General features: G+C 55.8%; 13 protein-coding genes and 1 pseudogene. 9 read left to right on the forward strand and 5 right to left on the reverse strand.

Annotated features, from left to right (window positions below):
- Positions 1-31 precede the first annotated feature (31 nt).
- Complete coding sequence (gene pncB, locus ACP7E0_RS08175; RefSeq protein WP_426124189.1) at positions 32-1336, reverse strand: nicotinate phosphoribosyltransferase; 1305 nt, start codon at positions 1334-1336, stop codon at positions 32-34.
- Between the two features lie 690 nt (positions 1337-2026).
- Between pncB and ACP7E0_RS08180 the strand changes: the two genes are divergently transcribed.
- From ACP7E0_RS08180 to ACP7E0_RS08195, 4 genes are all read left to right on the forward strand, one after another.
- Entirely contained in the window at positions 2027-2812 is a 786-nt protein-coding gene (locus ACP7E0_RS08180; protein WP_426124190.1) for a DeoR/GlpR family DNA-binding transcription regulator, read from the forward strand.
- Positions 2809-3576 (forward strand): triose-phosphate isomerase, encoded by a 768-nt coding sequence (locus ACP7E0_RS08185; protein ID WP_426124191.1) that lies wholly within the window; start codon positions 2809-2811, stop codon positions 3574-3576. Before ACP7E0_RS08180 ends, ACP7E0_RS08185 begins: the two co-directional genes overlap by 4 nt.
- 27 nt (positions 3577-3603) lie before the next feature.
- Positions 3604-4041 carry an RpiB/LacA/LacB family sugar-phosphate isomerase gene (locus ACP7E0_RS08190; protein ID WP_426124192.1) on the forward strand — a complete coding sequence of 146 codons (438 nt, stop codon included), beginning with the start codon at positions 3604-3606 and terminating at the stop codon, positions 4039-4041.
- 293 nt (positions 4042-4334) lie between these two features.
- Entirely contained in the window at positions 4335-4715 is a 381-nt protein-coding gene (locus ACP7E0_RS08195; protein WP_426124193.1) for a hypothetical protein, read from the forward strand.
- A gap of 138 nt (positions 4716-4853) precedes the next feature.
- Here ACP7E0_RS08195 and ACP7E0_RS08200 read toward each other — a convergent pair whose 3' ends face one another.
- Positions 4854-5762 carry a glycosyltransferase family 2 protein gene (locus tag ACP7E0_RS08200; protein ID WP_426124194.1) on the reverse strand — a complete coding sequence of 303 codons (909 nt, stop codon included), beginning with the start codon at positions 5760-5762 and terminating at the stop codon, positions 4854-4856.
- 654 nt (positions 5763-6416) lie between these two features.
- Between ACP7E0_RS08200 and ACP7E0_RS08205 the strand changes: the two genes are divergently transcribed.
- Both ACP7E0_RS08205 and ACP7E0_RS08210 read left to right on the forward strand, forming a co-directional pair.
- On the forward strand, positions 6417-7346 hold the full coding sequence (locus ACP7E0_RS08205; RefSeq protein ID WP_426124195.1) for a right-handed parallel beta-helix repeat-containing protein: 930 nt from the start codon (positions 6417-6419) through the stop codon (positions 7344-7346).
- A gap of 613 nt (positions 7347-7959) precedes the next feature.
- Positions 7960-8751 carry a LuxR C-terminal-related transcriptional regulator gene (locus ACP7E0_RS08210; RefSeq protein ID WP_426124196.1) on the forward strand — a complete coding sequence of 264 codons (792 nt, stop codon included), beginning with the start codon at positions 7960-7962 and terminating at the stop codon, positions 8749-8751.
- A 101-nt stretch (positions 8752-8852) separates the two neighbouring features.
- Here ACP7E0_RS08210 and ACP7E0_RS08215 read toward each other — a convergent pair whose 3' ends face one another.
- Complete coding sequence (locus ACP7E0_RS08215; RefSeq protein ID WP_426124197.1) at positions 8853-9533, reverse strand: sugar transferase; 681 nt, start codon at positions 9531-9533, stop codon at positions 8853-8855.
- A 494-nt stretch (positions 9534-10027) separates the two neighbouring features.
- On the reverse strand, positions 10028-10948 hold the full coding sequence (locus tag ACP7E0_RS08220; RefSeq protein WP_426124198.1) for a glycosyltransferase: 921 nt from the start codon (positions 10946-10948) through the stop codon (positions 10028-10030).
- 518 nt (positions 10949-11466) lie between these two features.
- Here ACP7E0_RS08220 and ACP7E0_RS08225 point away from each other — a divergent pair.
- Positions 11467-11580, forward strand: a pseudogene (locus ACP7E0_RS08225) (hypothetical protein); the annotation flags it as partial.
- Here ACP7E0_RS08225 and ACP7E0_RS08230 read toward each other — a convergent pair.
- A complete protein-coding gene (locus tag ACP7E0_RS08230) occupies positions 11548-11829 on the reverse strand; it encodes a hypothetical protein (protein WP_426124556.1) in 282 nt (93 codons plus the stop codon). The pseudogene ACP7E0_RS08225 and the gene ACP7E0_RS08230 overlap by 33 nt on opposite strands.
- 195 nt (positions 11830-12024) lie before the next feature.
- On the opposite strand from ACP7E0_RS08230, the gene ACP7E0_RS08235 reads away from it, so the two are divergent.
- Together ACP7E0_RS08235 and ACP7E0_RS08240 are read left to right on the forward strand one after the other, a co-directional pair.
- Positions 12025-13029, forward strand: coding sequence for a hypothetical protein (locus tag ACP7E0_RS08235; RefSeq protein WP_426124558.1), 1005 nt, complete (start codon positions 12025-12027; stop codon positions 13027-13029).
- 58 nt (positions 13030-13087) lie between these two features.
- Positions 13088-13879 carry a CpsD/CapB family tyrosine-protein kinase gene (locus ACP7E0_RS08240; RefSeq protein ID WP_426124200.1) on the forward strand — a complete coding sequence of 264 codons (792 nt, stop codon included), beginning with the start codon at positions 13088-13090 and terminating at the stop codon, positions 13877-13879.
- The last annotated feature ends 45 nt before the right edge of the window (positions 13880-13924 follow it).

Below are 13924 nucleotides of genomic sequence, written 5' to 3' on the forward strand. Positions count from 1 at the left end.
TTTGTGGAGATAATCGTTGGCGGCTTACCGTTCAGACCTTGACGTCCAACTCGGCAAAATCTTCCGTTCCAAAAAACTTGAGATAGCGTTCGACTTCCGAAGGCTCGCCCGTCGCCTTGCGCGGATTGTCCGATAACTTGACAGCCGAATGGCCGTTGGCATCGCTGACCTTGCAGACGATGGAAATCGGATTGAGGCCGCTGATTTGGGTCGGCGCGCAGCCGGCAAAATCGTTCGTCAGGTTGGTACCCCAGCCGAAACTCATGCGTACACGTCCCTGAAAATGCCGGTAGGTATCAAGGATCGTTTCGACATCCAGACCATCCGAAAAGATCAGCAGCTTTTCCTTGGGATCGCGTCCCATCTTGTTCCACCAGGCAATGATCTTCTCACCACCTTCGATCGGCGGGGCGCTGTCGGGGCGAAAGCCGGTCCAGTCGGCAACCCAATCGGGGGCATTCCGCAGAAAAGCCGCCGTGCCGAAGGCATCGGGCAGAACGATCAGCAGGTTGCCGCCATAGAGCTGGTTCCAGTCCTGCAGAACCTTATAAGGCGCCAGGCCGAGTTCCTGGTCGCTGCGCGCAAGCGCCGCCACGACCATTGGCAGCTCATGTGCGTTGGTGCCGAGCGCTTCGAGGTCGGTATCCATGGCGAGGAGCACGTTGCTGGTGCCGGAAAAGGACTTGCCAATGCCTTCCTTCAGCGCCTCGACGCACCAGCGCTGCCACAGGAAGCTATGGCGGCGGCGTGTACCGAAGTCGGAGATGCGCAGGTCCGGATGGGCCTTCAGCTGCTCGACCTTCGACCACATCTTGGCCTTTGCGCGCGCATACAGCACGTCCAGCGCAAATGGCCCCATGTCCTTCATGGCGGTGCGGGAGCGTAGCTCGTTGATGATCGCCAGGGCCGGGATTTCCCACATGGAGGTGTGGGTCCACTTGCCGGGGAAGGTCAACTCGTACTGACCGTGTTTGCGGGACAATTCGTAGTCCGGCAGTTGGAAATCGACGAGCCAGGCGAGGAAATCCGGTGCGAAGATCTGCTTGCGGCCATAGAACGTGTTGCCGGCGAGCCAGATCATCTCCTTCTTGGTGAACCGCAGGCCGCGGACATAATCCAGCTGCTCGCGCAGTTCCTGCTCGTCGATCTCGTCGGTCAAAAGGACTGTCTTGGTGCGGTTGATCACCGAGAAGGTTGCATCGACCTCCGGATAGAGGCGCCAGATCATTTGCAGCATCAAAAGCTTGTAGAAATCCGTATCGAGCAGGCTGCGCACCACCGGGTCGAGCTTCCAGGCATTGTTGTAGACCCGGCGAGCGATGTCCGTCTTGGTCATGCAAAAGCTCCCCTTGCGCCGCCCGTCAACGTCGTCTGCATATGTGGTTCATTCCTTAGATTCCAATGGCATGCGCATTTGGAGTTTCGATACCGAAACACATGGCACGTCCTTCCGCTCCGCTGCAACCGCTGATGCGAGAAACAGGGAAGGAAAAGGTTACGCCAGGTTAGCAGTATTTCCGGTTCCGCTGAGTTTGGTGAGACTGAGAAAATGCTGCTTGGGGGGAGATTGTCGGGGCCGTGCCTGGAGCAGACATGGCGCTGAACGAGCAAACGGCGCGGCACCCCCGCCGCTCCGCGCGGCGGGTCCTTGCAGCGATAGTCCCATGCCTTAGCTCAAGCGTGAGCGTGGGAATGATGGAATATCCCAGATCCAGCCAGATAACGATCATTTGCTCTTTAAGCGTCTGGTTTCCGCGAAGTCGCCCGTCGCATTACTCCCAGCCGAGCCGAGCCGAGAGACGCAGGTAAATTTGAGGACGAAGCGCAAATCTCTCCCGATAGCGAGATCCACATAAATCAAAGAATCGGAAGAAAAAACAGGTCGTTGAAAACCGTCTAACGTTCGGCGGCGGCCGTAATATTGCATGATTAAACCACAAAATAACACAATTATGATTGTTTTTATCGAATATAATGTGATAATTTATTCTCACAGCGGCATGGGGCCGCAGCAGAGAGCAGCTCTATGAAGCCTGAAGACCGGCGGCAGGAAATTATGGATATCCTCATGGAGGCCGGTTCAGCTTCCGTGGAAGATCTCGCCAGCCGTTTCGGTGTCAGCAAGATGACGGTACATCGCGATCTCGACGATCTCGAGCAAGCCGGTTTGCTGCGCAAGGTGCATGGCGGTGCATCGATCCAGTCCAGCCCGCAGTTCGAGAGCGATTTTCGCTACCGCGAGAAGATCGCGGCAGAGGAAAAGCGGCGGCTGGCGCAGCACGCTGCGACGCTGATCGAGCCCGGCCAGATCATCATCATCGACGATGGCTCGACGGCGGGCGGCGTGGCGGATTATGTCAAGGACATCCGGCCGCTGACGGTCATCACCAACAATCTCAGTGTAATCAACAAGCTTGCCGCCGTCGCCGGCATCGATGTGATCTCGCTCGGCGGCCAGTACTCAAAGAAATTCAACGGCTTCTTCGGCATCACCACGGAGGAGGCCCTGCGCTCGCTGAGGGCCGACATGGCTTTCCTGTCGAGCTCCGCCATCCATGGCGCATCCGCCTTCCATCAGGATCAGGAAGTCGTGCAGACCAAGCGGCAAATGATGAAGTCGGCTGCACGCAGCGTCCTGCTTGTCGATCACGGCAAATTCGGCAAATCAGCCCTGCATTTCCTGACCGGGCTCGACGCGTTCGACATGGTCCTGACAGGCTCGGAAATCGAACCGTCCTTCGAACAAGGCCTCAAGGACGCCGGCATCAAACTTCAGAAGATTGGCGGGAAAACCGCGGAGGACACGGCATGACAAAGACATCCGTCTGGGTTGGAACCAGCTGGAAAATGAACAAGACGCTCACTGAGGCCATAATCTTTGCCGACGGACTGGCAGAAGCTGACGCGGCGCGCGACAGCCGCATCCAGCGCTTCGTCATTCCTCCCTTCACAGCCACGCGCCAGGTGAAGGAGCGGCTTGCCGCAACCAGCGTCAAGGTCGGCGCACAGAACATGCACTGGGATGATGCGGGCGCCTGGACCGGAGAAATCTCGCCGGTCATGCTCAAGGATTGCAATCTCGATATCGTCGAGCTCGGCCACAGCGAACGGCGCGAACATTTTGGCGAAACGGACCGCACGGTGGGCTTGAAGACGGCCGCCGCTGTCCGCCATGGCCTGACCCCGCTGATCTGTATCGGCGAGACGCTGGCGGAGCGCGAAGCCGGACAGGCCGATATCGTCCTGCGCCGCCAGGTAGAAGGCGCCCTTGCGTTGCTCGAAGGAGCCGACAAGGCCAAGCCGGTTTTACTTGCCTACGAGCCCGTCTGGGCAATCGGCGTCAACGGCATTCCCGCCTCATCCGATTATGCCGATGAGCGCCACGCCCTAATCGCCGAGTGGGCCAAGGCAAGCCTTGGCGTTTCCGTACCGGTTCTCTACGGCGGCAGCGTCAATCCCGGCAATTGTGAGGAGCTGATTGCCAGGCCCCATATCGACGGTCTGTTCATCGGCCGCTCGGCTTGGGACGTGGCCGGCTATCTCGACATTCTGAAACGCGTCGCCTCGGCGCTCTGAAACCACCGTCAACGGAAGGATCCAGCCATGAAAATCGCAATCGGCGCCGACAGCGCAGGCAAGCCGCTTCTCGACATTATCGAAGCCCATCTCGCCACCAAGAGCGGCCTTGAAGTCTCCAATCTCAGCCAGTCCGGCTTTTATGCCGACCTGTCCAAGGGACTGGCCGAAACCATCGTCAACGGTCAGAACGACCGCGGCATCCTGATTTGTGGCACCGGCATCGGCGTCTCGATTTCGGCCAACAAGGTGCCGGGAATCCGCGCAGCCCTCACCCACGACACCTATTCGGCCGAGCGCGCCGCCAAATCCAACAATGCCCAGATCATCACCATGGGCGCCCGCGTCATCGGGCCGGAACTGGCCAAGGCCATTGTCGACAAGTGGCTGAAATCCGAATTCGATCCGAACGGCTCGTCGGCCGGCAATGTCGACGCGATCGACCGTCTCGATGCCGGCAAGTGACGCACTGATCAAAACCCTTCCGCAGAATATGTAGATCCTCCCTCATGTCCTGCAGAATGAACGCCCGGCGAAAATGCCGGGCGTTTTCGTTTGAGCCGGCGCTGCCATATGGTCCTGCTCTGGGGGATTTTTTTTGCAATGAGCCTCAAATCTGCACAGAATCGGAGGTGCGTTAATCTTCCCGCACAAGTTTCGGTTGACCCCATCGCAACCCGCCCTTTTGATCGGATGCCGGCGCGCAATCGGCATTAATACGGAGGGCCTATGTCCTTCCTGCAATCGATCTTTTTTCGTTGGCCGGTGGGTACTGGCTCGGCAAGCTCCAGTTCGGAAAATTCCAGCTCGGCGGTGTCGCAGGCTCGCTTCTGGTCGCGGTCGTGCTCAGCCAGATCGGCATCACCATCGACAATGGCATCAAGGCGGTGCTGTTTGCGCTGTTCATCTATGCCGTCGGCTTCGAGATCGGTCCGCAATTCTTCCGCTCGCTCGGGCGCAAATCGATACGCGAAATCGTCATGGCCGCCGTGCTCGCCACCAGCGGTCTGCTGACCGTTGTCGTTCTGGGCAAGATTGTCTGGCCTCGACAAGGGGCTGGCGCAGGCATCGCAGCCGGTAGCCTCACCGCGGCTTTGGCACGCGGCAACCGGTCGGACGTGCCTCCCTCGCCAATCTAAACGAATTCGAATACGCCGCCATCGGCAGCTCGCTGCGCGCGATGGCAGATGAGTATTACGAGGTGTTCAAGAAGGGGTGACACGCTTTCTGTCGAGCGCCGGCCGTCAGCGGCCGGCGTCTCCCATCATATTGAAGTTCTATGATGCGGCACGCTTCAGCGGCCGCTTGAACAATTTTCCGAGTAGAGCTAAGCCAATCAGCTCCACGTGAGGCGGATAATCCCTTATCGCGGCGGCGAGAAACCGCATTGCCTTCGTCGTTTTTCCCACAGTGTAAAAATACCTGCCGATATCAATCAGCATCAGGGATCTCTGCTTCTTGCGCGTGCGCAAAACCTCCCTGTTTTTCCTCATGATACGCAGCAGACCCATCATCTCCTTACGCTTGTTCGATGATATGCTGTCAGGGGAGATGAACCCCAACACCACTGGCTCGATATCCTCGTAGATCGACGTGTGCTGGGCCAGCCTGATGGCAAAACCCCAGTCTTCATTGGCTCTCGCACATGTATCGAACCATTCGACATCGGGAATGCAATTCTTTCGGAACAGCGCGTTCTGCAGACTGATACGGTTTTCCGTCAGCAGCCGCCCAAGCTGATCTTCGTCAAGGCGCAGCCGTCCGGCAGGAAGAGGAGCGTAAGCAACGCGGCCCGGCCCGTAATTCCATTGATTGTCGCGGCCGTAGATGATCTTTGCGCCGATGACGACGCCGACATGGCTGGGAATAGACGAAAACAGCGCAAACTGCTTCTGCAGTTTTCCAGGCAGCCATAAATCATCGCTATCCTGAAAGGCGATGTAGTCGCCTCTGGCGTGGCCAAGGCCGGTGTTGCGCGCAGCAGCGGCGCCGCCGTTTCTCGGGCGCCTTACATATCGCACCCGATCATCGCCGACACTGCGGACGACGCTTTCGATGTCCTCCGTCGAGGCGTCGTCGACGACGATCAGTTCCAGATCCTCATGCGACTGCGCCAGCACGCTGTTCATCGCGGCGACAAGGGTGCCGCTTCTGTTGTAAGTGGGCAGTATGACCGATATTGTCATTCAATGAACTTCCAGAGTTTCAAAGCCGTCCTCCGATTGGGCAGTCCCGTCCCGTTGGCGCCGGAACTTAACTCTCATCCCGAACGCGATGCAAAAACCCAGTCGTTTGCCGGTCCAGTCGTTTGTCGGTAAGCGAACGCGCGAAACGAAACAATCTAGCTTTATTCGCAGCTGTATCGCCATCAGGTTAGGCGGGGATACGCTACCGCCTACGGGCTTCCCCCTTTGGCTTATACACTGTCTGGCCAATAGGCGTTTTCGGCATCCCGTTACGTGCCGCAAACAGGCATAAGGCGTATCCCGTCCGTCAAAACCACGCTCCGCCTCGACCTAAATTCAGGTTCATATTTCACATGGAATTCGCCAAGCTGCCAGCGTGTCCCAAGGTGTCTGGGAAGACCTGCGACGACAGGGACATGAGGAGAAAGCTTGTGGCGGATTTCTTTGCGGCCGTACTGTCCACCTTGCATGGAATGATAGGTTTTAGGCTGCCAAGAAGTCAGGTGTGCCTTTGATGCCCGTCAACGGCGCCCCCGCGCGGCGGTCCATGATCGGTATCTTCACTGTCGGCTGGACCGTTCACTTGTGGAACGCCCCTTACCTGCTGATCATGTTTTACCTGGGGAGTGCATCCTGGATGCTGGATATCGAGCCTTGGGAAACGACGGGTGCCCGACTGCATACGAGACGGGCGGCGCGAACGTTGACGAGATTGCCGTGAGGATTGCTGTCACGCGTCATTGGCTCGCCCTCTGCTGGGTCCTTGCCTTGGTCGACGGAGAGGCCACGCCCAGTGCATTCGCGCAGGCCATGCTGCCTGCGGTACCGGCGTCTGCCGGCAAAATATTAGACACAGCCTATCCCAATGAAACCAATACCGGCGTACCCGCGGGACTAAACCTTACGCCCGCAACCACCTTCACGCTTGACGTTGCAGGTGCGACGGTGAGTGGCCTCGATTTTCGAGGTACCGTGGCGATCACCGCTGCAAATGTGAAACTCATGAATTGCCGGATAACGGGAAGTGGCTGGGCTGCCCTAGACATCCGCGCCGATGGCGTGACGGTCGAAAATTGCGAAATAGACGGCCAGCGGGCCCCGGGGATTCGGGGGATCAGCGTTTCCGGCAACAATGTCAAGATCCGCCACAGCAACATCCATAGCAGCGAAGATGGCATCTATCTTACGGGGTCATCAAAAATATATATTGAAAACAATTATATACACGATCTCCAATCGCAATGGGAAAGTCCCCATTTTGATGGAATCGCCACGGATGGCGGCATATCCGACGTTCTCATCCGGGGTAATACAGTCATCAATCCCCATGCGCAGACATCCGCGATCATGCTTAGCAACTACTCCGGCTCTGTTTCCGACGTCCGTATTGAAGAAAACTGGCTGATCGGCGGCGGATATACGATCTATGCGGACGACCAGTTCGATGGCGGCACCATGTCAAATATCTCCATGACGGATAACAGGCTTGGACGCGGCTATTATGGATATGCCGTCATCGGCAACAGCTCACCGGTATTTTCCCGAAACACCGACGATCAGTCGGGAACAGCTGTGGAAAGGTAATGCACGGCATTCTACAGGGGGCAATCGTAAAGGGCCTCGTCCGGCGGATAAGTCGAAGCCAGCAGCGAAGGATGCACGGATTCATTCCTATCGATTAACCTGATAGGTTGCTCCAATACTATGTCAATCGCATGACGCGCAGGTTTAATCTATTCATTACACGCTCAAAATTAACCATCAGTAATATTAAAAAAAGAAAACAAAAGCGTGAACTAATACTTTTTGGGGTGCCTTTTACAAGTTAACTCATTTGTCTACGCCACCCAAAAATCGGTAAAATCGATTTCCACGCGGGCCAAAAGGGCTTTGAACGTTTAAGTTCCCCCAAATTGGTAGGGGTATAATTCGATGGTGGATGCCGATGCTACCCCCATAGGCTAAACCAGTGTTTGAGAATATGGAAAACAAATCGTTCACGATTTCGTACCCATACTGGGCAAACCCATAATTATCAGATAATATCAGAAATTATGCATACAAGTGTTTCTTAATTCGGACTGTACTAGCTCACATCGAGCGAAATTAACAAATGGCTGGGGTGGCGCATGCGTTTTTAAATGCCTCTTATTTCCTAGGGGCGGCATGCATGTGCATTTAAGGGAGTAAAGTACCTATGAATTCACTGATGATGACAAACGGCAAAGATATATCAAATAATAGTTTTCATTCTACACAAGTCGAACATACCCATACTGAAAATGATAAGGTTCCAATTAATACTGCCCGGGGTCGTTCACTTCTAATCATCGATGACCGTGCACTTGATCGGCAATGTCTCGCCTACTGTATTTCAGCTCACAAGATGGATATGGACGTTCTTGCGTTCGGATCGATGACCGAATGGGAGCGCAAGCGTCATGATTATCCTGCGGTTGCCGCCATTCTCTTGAACATTGGTGGCAAGAAAATCTCCGACCCGGCCGTCGGTGAAGAAATCAAGAAACTTTCCTCTACGCTAGAAGCACCGATTATCGTCCTGGCCGACACGGACGAGCTTTCTCAGATCATGAAGGCGCTCGAATGCGGGGCAAAGGGTTATATCCCTTCTTCGGTCAGCATCGATGTTTGCATCGAAGCGATAGCACTTTCCATGGCAGGCGGCATTTTCGTCCCGGCCAGCAGTGTTTTCGCAATGCGGCAGGCTTTGGAATCAGGCAACCCAGCTGCCCGGCCGTTGGCAGGCATGTTCACGGAGCGTCAGGCTGAAGTCGTCGAGGCACTTAGACGCGGAAAAGCCAATAAAATTATCGCCTACGAACTTAATTTGCGGGAAAGTACCGTCAAGGTTCACATTCGCAACATCATGAAAAAGGTCAAGGCGACCAACAGAACCGAAGTTGCGTACAAGATCAAGGATCTCTTCCCGATGTCTGCTGTCGAGGGCATGAAAGGAGTTGAACATTAACTCGATAAATTACGCGGAAGCATCTGTAAATAGTTTTTTCTAAGTTTAAGTAAAGCACCTCTAACCGGGTGCTTTACTTTTTCTGGCTGTGATGCGCTGTGTCAAAGGCCGGTTCCTCTCAGAACAACGATTGGCGTTTGCGACAAGATCCAGAGGTCGACACCAAAGGACATCGTGCTTGAGTAGCGCGTATCATGCAGAGCGCGCTCAACGAAAGTACAACTGTTGCGTTCGCTGATTTGCCAAAGCCCAGTCAACCCGGGACGCAGGTCAAAATAGGCGGTGCCGGGATATTGCTGCCTTTGCTCCGGCAGCATTGGACGCGGACCAACCAGGCTCATATCTCCAAGGCACACATTCAGCAGTTGCGGGAGCTCGTCGATCGAGTATTTCCGCAAATAGTGTCCAACTGTTGTAATGCGCGGATCGTTTCTCAGCTTCTGTTTCGCGTCCCACTCCAATCTGGCCATGGGATCGGCTGCCAAATGTTCCTGCAGCCGGATATCCGCATTCGACGCCATGGTCCGTAGCTTCCAAAGCTTGAATATTCGCCCCCCTCTCCCCACCCTGGGTTGGCAGAAAAACGCATTTCCACCGTCCCTCCTGATCAGCAATGCACATATGCCAACAATCAGAATCGCAAACGGCGCCATGAGCAATGTGACAGCGACATCAAAGAGACGCTTAGTCGCAAGGTAGACTGAGCGAGATTTGATCGCCCGGTTGCTCGATAGGTTCTGTTCGATAGTCCGCAAAGGGTATCGTAGATCGCCTTCCGACATGAGGCCTCCAAAATTGATCTAGTTTTAGAAAACGACTGACGTCTTCGCAAATCTGAAATATAGTTTTGCGAAGTTGGCCAATTTTTACGTAGATGCATTTTTTCTAATTTCGTATTTGGCTCAACTTAGTAATATCTTAACCAATGTAGACGAAATCTCAATAAATCTAATCTAAACAATTCGATTTAGTCCGCGGCATCAGCGGCGATGTTAGTTTGAGTTGCTTTGAGAATATGAGCGCAGTTGGTCCCTATACGGGCCAAATTTGCCGCTCCGCAGCGCCTGATCTGGCCACGGCGCCTGGCTTCCCACCACTGACGGCTTCAGGAGTGCCACATTTCGCACCGGAGATAACGATCTCTGAACACGTAGAGGCGACGCTCTTGCTGCAGGAAAGCTGCGGCAGAGGAGATTGCGGTAGATCCGCGGGCACCGTACCCAAGGAACGCGATGCATTGGTGATCGCTCAACACAGAGTTGACAGCAGGACGGCGTTATCCGTCGCGGTTCCAGGTTTCGACAAACCGGTGCGCATCGCCGTAGAGCGCCAACCCGAACATCCGCCTGGCCCTATGCAAGCGAATCCGCGTCAGGCAGCTCAATGCAAGCAGGCGATTGCGAACACCCGAAACGCGATCCGTCATCAGTATTTTGAAGCTCTCGGCCACAGGCGAAACGACAACGACCGCACAGCCGGCAAGCCATCGTGCAGTGGCGATACGATGGCCGGCGACCCGTCGAAACTCATGTGCCACGTGCCGATCCCAACGACGCGCCAGCTCGGCAAAGGATTTGCACGACGGCGTCAACACCCGCGCTTCCGGAAGAAAGGCAATCCGGTGCCCCTTTGCCGTTGCCCGCTGCCCCCATTCGGTGTCTTCCATTGTTCCAATGCCGCCAAACGGACCAACGGAACGAAAGACCTCTCTCCTGACCGCCATGTTGCCCGTCGCCGCAAAGCCATACCGCTCGACATAAGCGCGCGCCCGATAGCTATAAATGCTCTCGTAGGATTCAACTGCACTCGGCCATTTGGGGTCGGCCATCAATATTCCGATATCGCCGCCCGCGAGATCGATATCCGGCCTCTTTTCCATCATTCCGACGACCGCGCGTACCCAACCCGGCTGCGCAACGCAATCGCAATCGATGAAAGCCAGCAGCTCGGCCCGTGCGAGGCTAGCGCCGAGATTGCGTGCGGGTCCTGGACCGGGAATAGCCTCGCGCTCCAGCCGGACATCGCGAATTCCCGCACACGGCCCAAACGGCATTTCACGCGAACCATTGTCGACGACAATGATCTCGAACGCGATCCCATCAGCGCGCTGCGCATCCAAGGCAACAAGGCATCGGCGCAGATCGTCCGGTTCGTTCAGATGCGGGATGATCACGCTCAGTTGCAAAGGAAGGGTCATCAGTCTTTCCTGTTTCATTAAAGCGCGATCAAAGTCTTTTATCGATGTCACCGACGGATCAGCACAAATCCATCAGTTCCAGCGCGGCAGCCGGTGTTTCTTTACGAGACACATCATGGACAGATTGGCCGCGCGTAGGAAGACGTTACGCTCCCCGTCTTGAGGCGCAGGGGCGGCTAGAGCGGGCTAGGCAACTTGGGGGAAAAGCATACGGTTTCTTGGCTATCCCTACGCCTTTCGACGGATGGTGCGGCCGCAAATCCCCAATTCGCACATGTCCAGCGACGCGACCGGAAACGTCAAGCCAGCCGGGGCACGCAACGTTCCCGGAGCACAGCGGTTAGACAACTTAAAACAGGGTCTACAGCATAGGGAGGGTTACGCCGTCCAAAAGGACTAGTCTTGCTAACAGGGGCCGCCCGCGCACCCTCCATTGACTATCTATTCCGTCATTCCGAACCACTGAACAATGACCATGGTCTCAGAGCCATCTGTTTCAGGAGTTGGGTGTCTGCGTAATGAGCAACATAGACTTGGGCTTTTATCTTTCGATCCTGCGGCGCAGACTGCCATATTTGCTGGCGTTCTCAGCTATAGGCTCAATTGCCGGCGTGACGGCAACATATTTCATCCCGCCTGTGTACAGTGCCAGTGCCAAGATCCTGGCCGAGGCGCCGCAGATACCGGTTGAGCTCGCACGCACGACTGTACCGCTCGGCGCGGTAGAACAGTTGCAGATCCTTCAGCAGCAGATCACGACACGCGACGACATCATCGCGCTGGCCAAGAAGTTCGATATCTATGCCGATGATGTGCTGACGCAGCATAGCGAAGACGTCGTCAAGGACATGCGTACGCGAATTAGATTCGAGCAGATGCAATTCGACACGCCCGGTCGTGACCAGGGAGCAACTGTTTTCAATGTGTCCTTTGCGGCAGAGAAACCATACATCGCGGCTGACGTATCCAATGAGCTTGCAACGATGATCCTCGCCAGAAACCAGCGAGAGCGAACCGATCGCGCTGGAAGCACATTGGATTTTTTCAACCAGAGTGTCACGAGACTGGCATCCGACTTGAACCGGCTCGAAGCCGACATTCTCAAATTCAAAACGGAGAACAAGGACACTCTCCCGGAAAGCCTCGATTTTCGCCGCGCTCAGCAAAGCAGTCTGCAGGAAAGAATGATCTCGCTTCAACGCGAGGAGTCCGACCTGCACACCAAACGTGGCAGCCTCATCGCGACTTATACCAATGCCGGGCAAGTCGTGGGCGCCGCTCCGCTGACGCCGGAACAGCAGATCCTTATGGATCTCAATCGTGCCCTGGCTGAACAGTTGGCGATATTCTCCGAAACCAGCCCGAACATTGTCGCGCTTCGTACCAGAATAGCAGCGCTGCAAGGCCGCCTCATGACTGGTTCGTCGAAGGAAAATCAGGATAAAGCCAGTTCTACTGCTGAGAAGAACGCGCCGTTCGGGCTCGATCTCCAGCTGTCGGACATCGATAAGCGCCTCACGGCCATAGATGCCGAGAAGGTTTCCGTCTCGCGCAGTATCGATGATCTCAACCGCTCGATCACGGGGACACCAGCCAGCGAGACCGTGCTGAACTCCCTTGAACGCAATCGCCAGAATATTCAGATGCAGTACAATGCCGCCATCGCAAGACGCGCGGAAGCGTTGACAGGAGAACAGATCGAGATGCGCTCGGATGGCGGGAGGTTCTCGCTTCTCGAACCTGCCACGGCGCCCGTCAGCGCGATCAGCCCCAGGCGTCTGCAGACAATCGGCCTCGGCACCGTCGCCGGCATCGGCCTCGGCCTGGCCCTGATCGTTTTGCTGGAATTGCTCAACAAGACAATCCGGCGCCCCGTCGAGTTGGCGCAGCTCCTCCAGTCGCAGCCTCTGGCAACGATCCCAAATATCCGGGCTTTCGAGCCAAGCCGCTCTCCAAAACTGCGGCATCGACTAGCGGGGCGGGTTGCTGCCGGGGTGATGCCAATCATTGTGGTGTCAGCCGATACAGCCTTGACGTCCCTTCGTTCCGTTTTCTCCGGCTCTATTCCCGGTATTGGATAGATAAACGGCGGCCTTCTTCGTTCCCGTCAAGTAACAACCGCGTCGGTCAGGATTAGCCATGGAACAAATTTCGACCTCGTTACAGGAAACCTTGAGGTTCCAAAGCGCAGACCGGCTTGCGGAGCAGGCGATACAGGCGTGCACGCGGCTCGGTCGGGAAATCACCTGGGAAAACCTGTTGCCGCTCGAACCGGATCCCGAAAAGATCATCGAGAATCGTATCGTAACGATCGACCGGTCCGATCCTGCTCATGCCCCGTTTGACATGATGCGGACCAGGGTTCTGCAGATGATGCGGCAAAATAGCTGGACATCCGTGGCGATAACCTCGCCGACGGCCTCCTGTGGAGCGTCGCTTGTTGCTCTCAACCTCGCGTTCAGCCTGGCTCACCAGCAGGATTGCCGCACTCTTCTGGTCGATCTCAACCTCAAGCGTCCTGATATCGGGGATATGCTTGGCGTTAAAGCGCCGGCGTCAATGGAAGAGTTCCTGAAAGGCAATGTGCCAATTCACGATATTTTCCTGCGCTACGGTGCCAATCTGGCGATCGCTCCGAACCATCAAGCCGTGGAGTTTTCCGCCGAGCTGCTGCAGAGCCTGGAGACTGCGAAAGTCTTGCAGGACCTGCAGCAAAGGATGGGGCCGGACATCATCGTGTTCGACATGCCTCCGATGCTCTCCAGCGACGACGTGACCGCATTCTTGCCAAGCGTCGATTGCGCCGTCCTGGTCGCGGCCGCTGAATACAGCACCGCAGATGAGGTTGATCGTTGCGAACGCTATCTCTCGGAGCGAACCAACATGCTCGGGGTCGTCCTCAACAAGTGCCGTTACTGCACCGACTACTGAACACGTGACGGGCATCGCTGGCGATTGCCCTTTTCAAAGACCCGC

It is taken from the genome of Pararhizobium sp. PWRC1-1, from assembly GCF_049897905.1.
GTDB lineage: Bacteria > Pseudomonadota > Alphaproteobacteria > Rhizobiales > Rhizobiaceae > Pararhizobium.

What these genes read in the sequence shown, in the direction of transcription:
- pncB (WP_426124189.1), bottom strand. Translation starts at nt 1,336, where the DNA reads ATGACCAAGACGGACATCGCTCGCCGGGTCTACAACAATGCCTGGAAG.
- ACP7E0_RS08190 (WP_426124192.1), top strand. Translation starts at nt 3,604, where the DNA reads ATGAAAATCGCAATCGGCGCCGACAGCGCAGGCAAGCCGCTTCTCGAC.
- ACP7E0_RS08240 (WP_426124200.1), top strand. Translation starts at nt 13,088, where the DNA reads ATGGAACAAATTTCGACCTCGTTACAGGAAACCTTGAGGTTCCAAAGC.
- ACP7E0_RS08200 (WP_426124194.1), bottom strand. Translation starts at nt 5,762, where the DNA reads ATGACAATATCGGTCATACTGCCCACTTACAACAGAAGCGGCACCCTT.
- ACP7E0_RS08220 (WP_426124198.1), bottom strand. Translation starts at nt 10,948, where the DNA reads ATGACCCTTCCTTTGCAACTGAGCGTGATCATCCCGCATCTGAACGAA.
- ACP7E0_RS08215 (WP_426124197.1), bottom strand. Translation starts at nt 9,533, where the DNA reads ATGTCGGAAGGCGATCTACGATACCCTTTGCGGACTATCGAACAGAAC.
- ACP7E0_RS08180 (WP_426124190.1), top strand. Translation starts at nt 2,027, where the DNA reads ATGAAGCCTGAAGACCGGCGGCAGGAAATTATGGATATCCTCATGGAG.
- ACP7E0_RS08185 (WP_426124191.1), top strand. Translation starts at nt 2,809, where the DNA reads ATGACAAAGACATCCGTCTGGGTTGGAACCAGCTGGAAAATGAACAAG.
- ACP7E0_RS08210 (WP_426124196.1), top strand. Translation starts at nt 7,960, where the DNA reads ATGAATTCACTGATGATGACAAACGGCAAAGATATATCAAATAATAGT.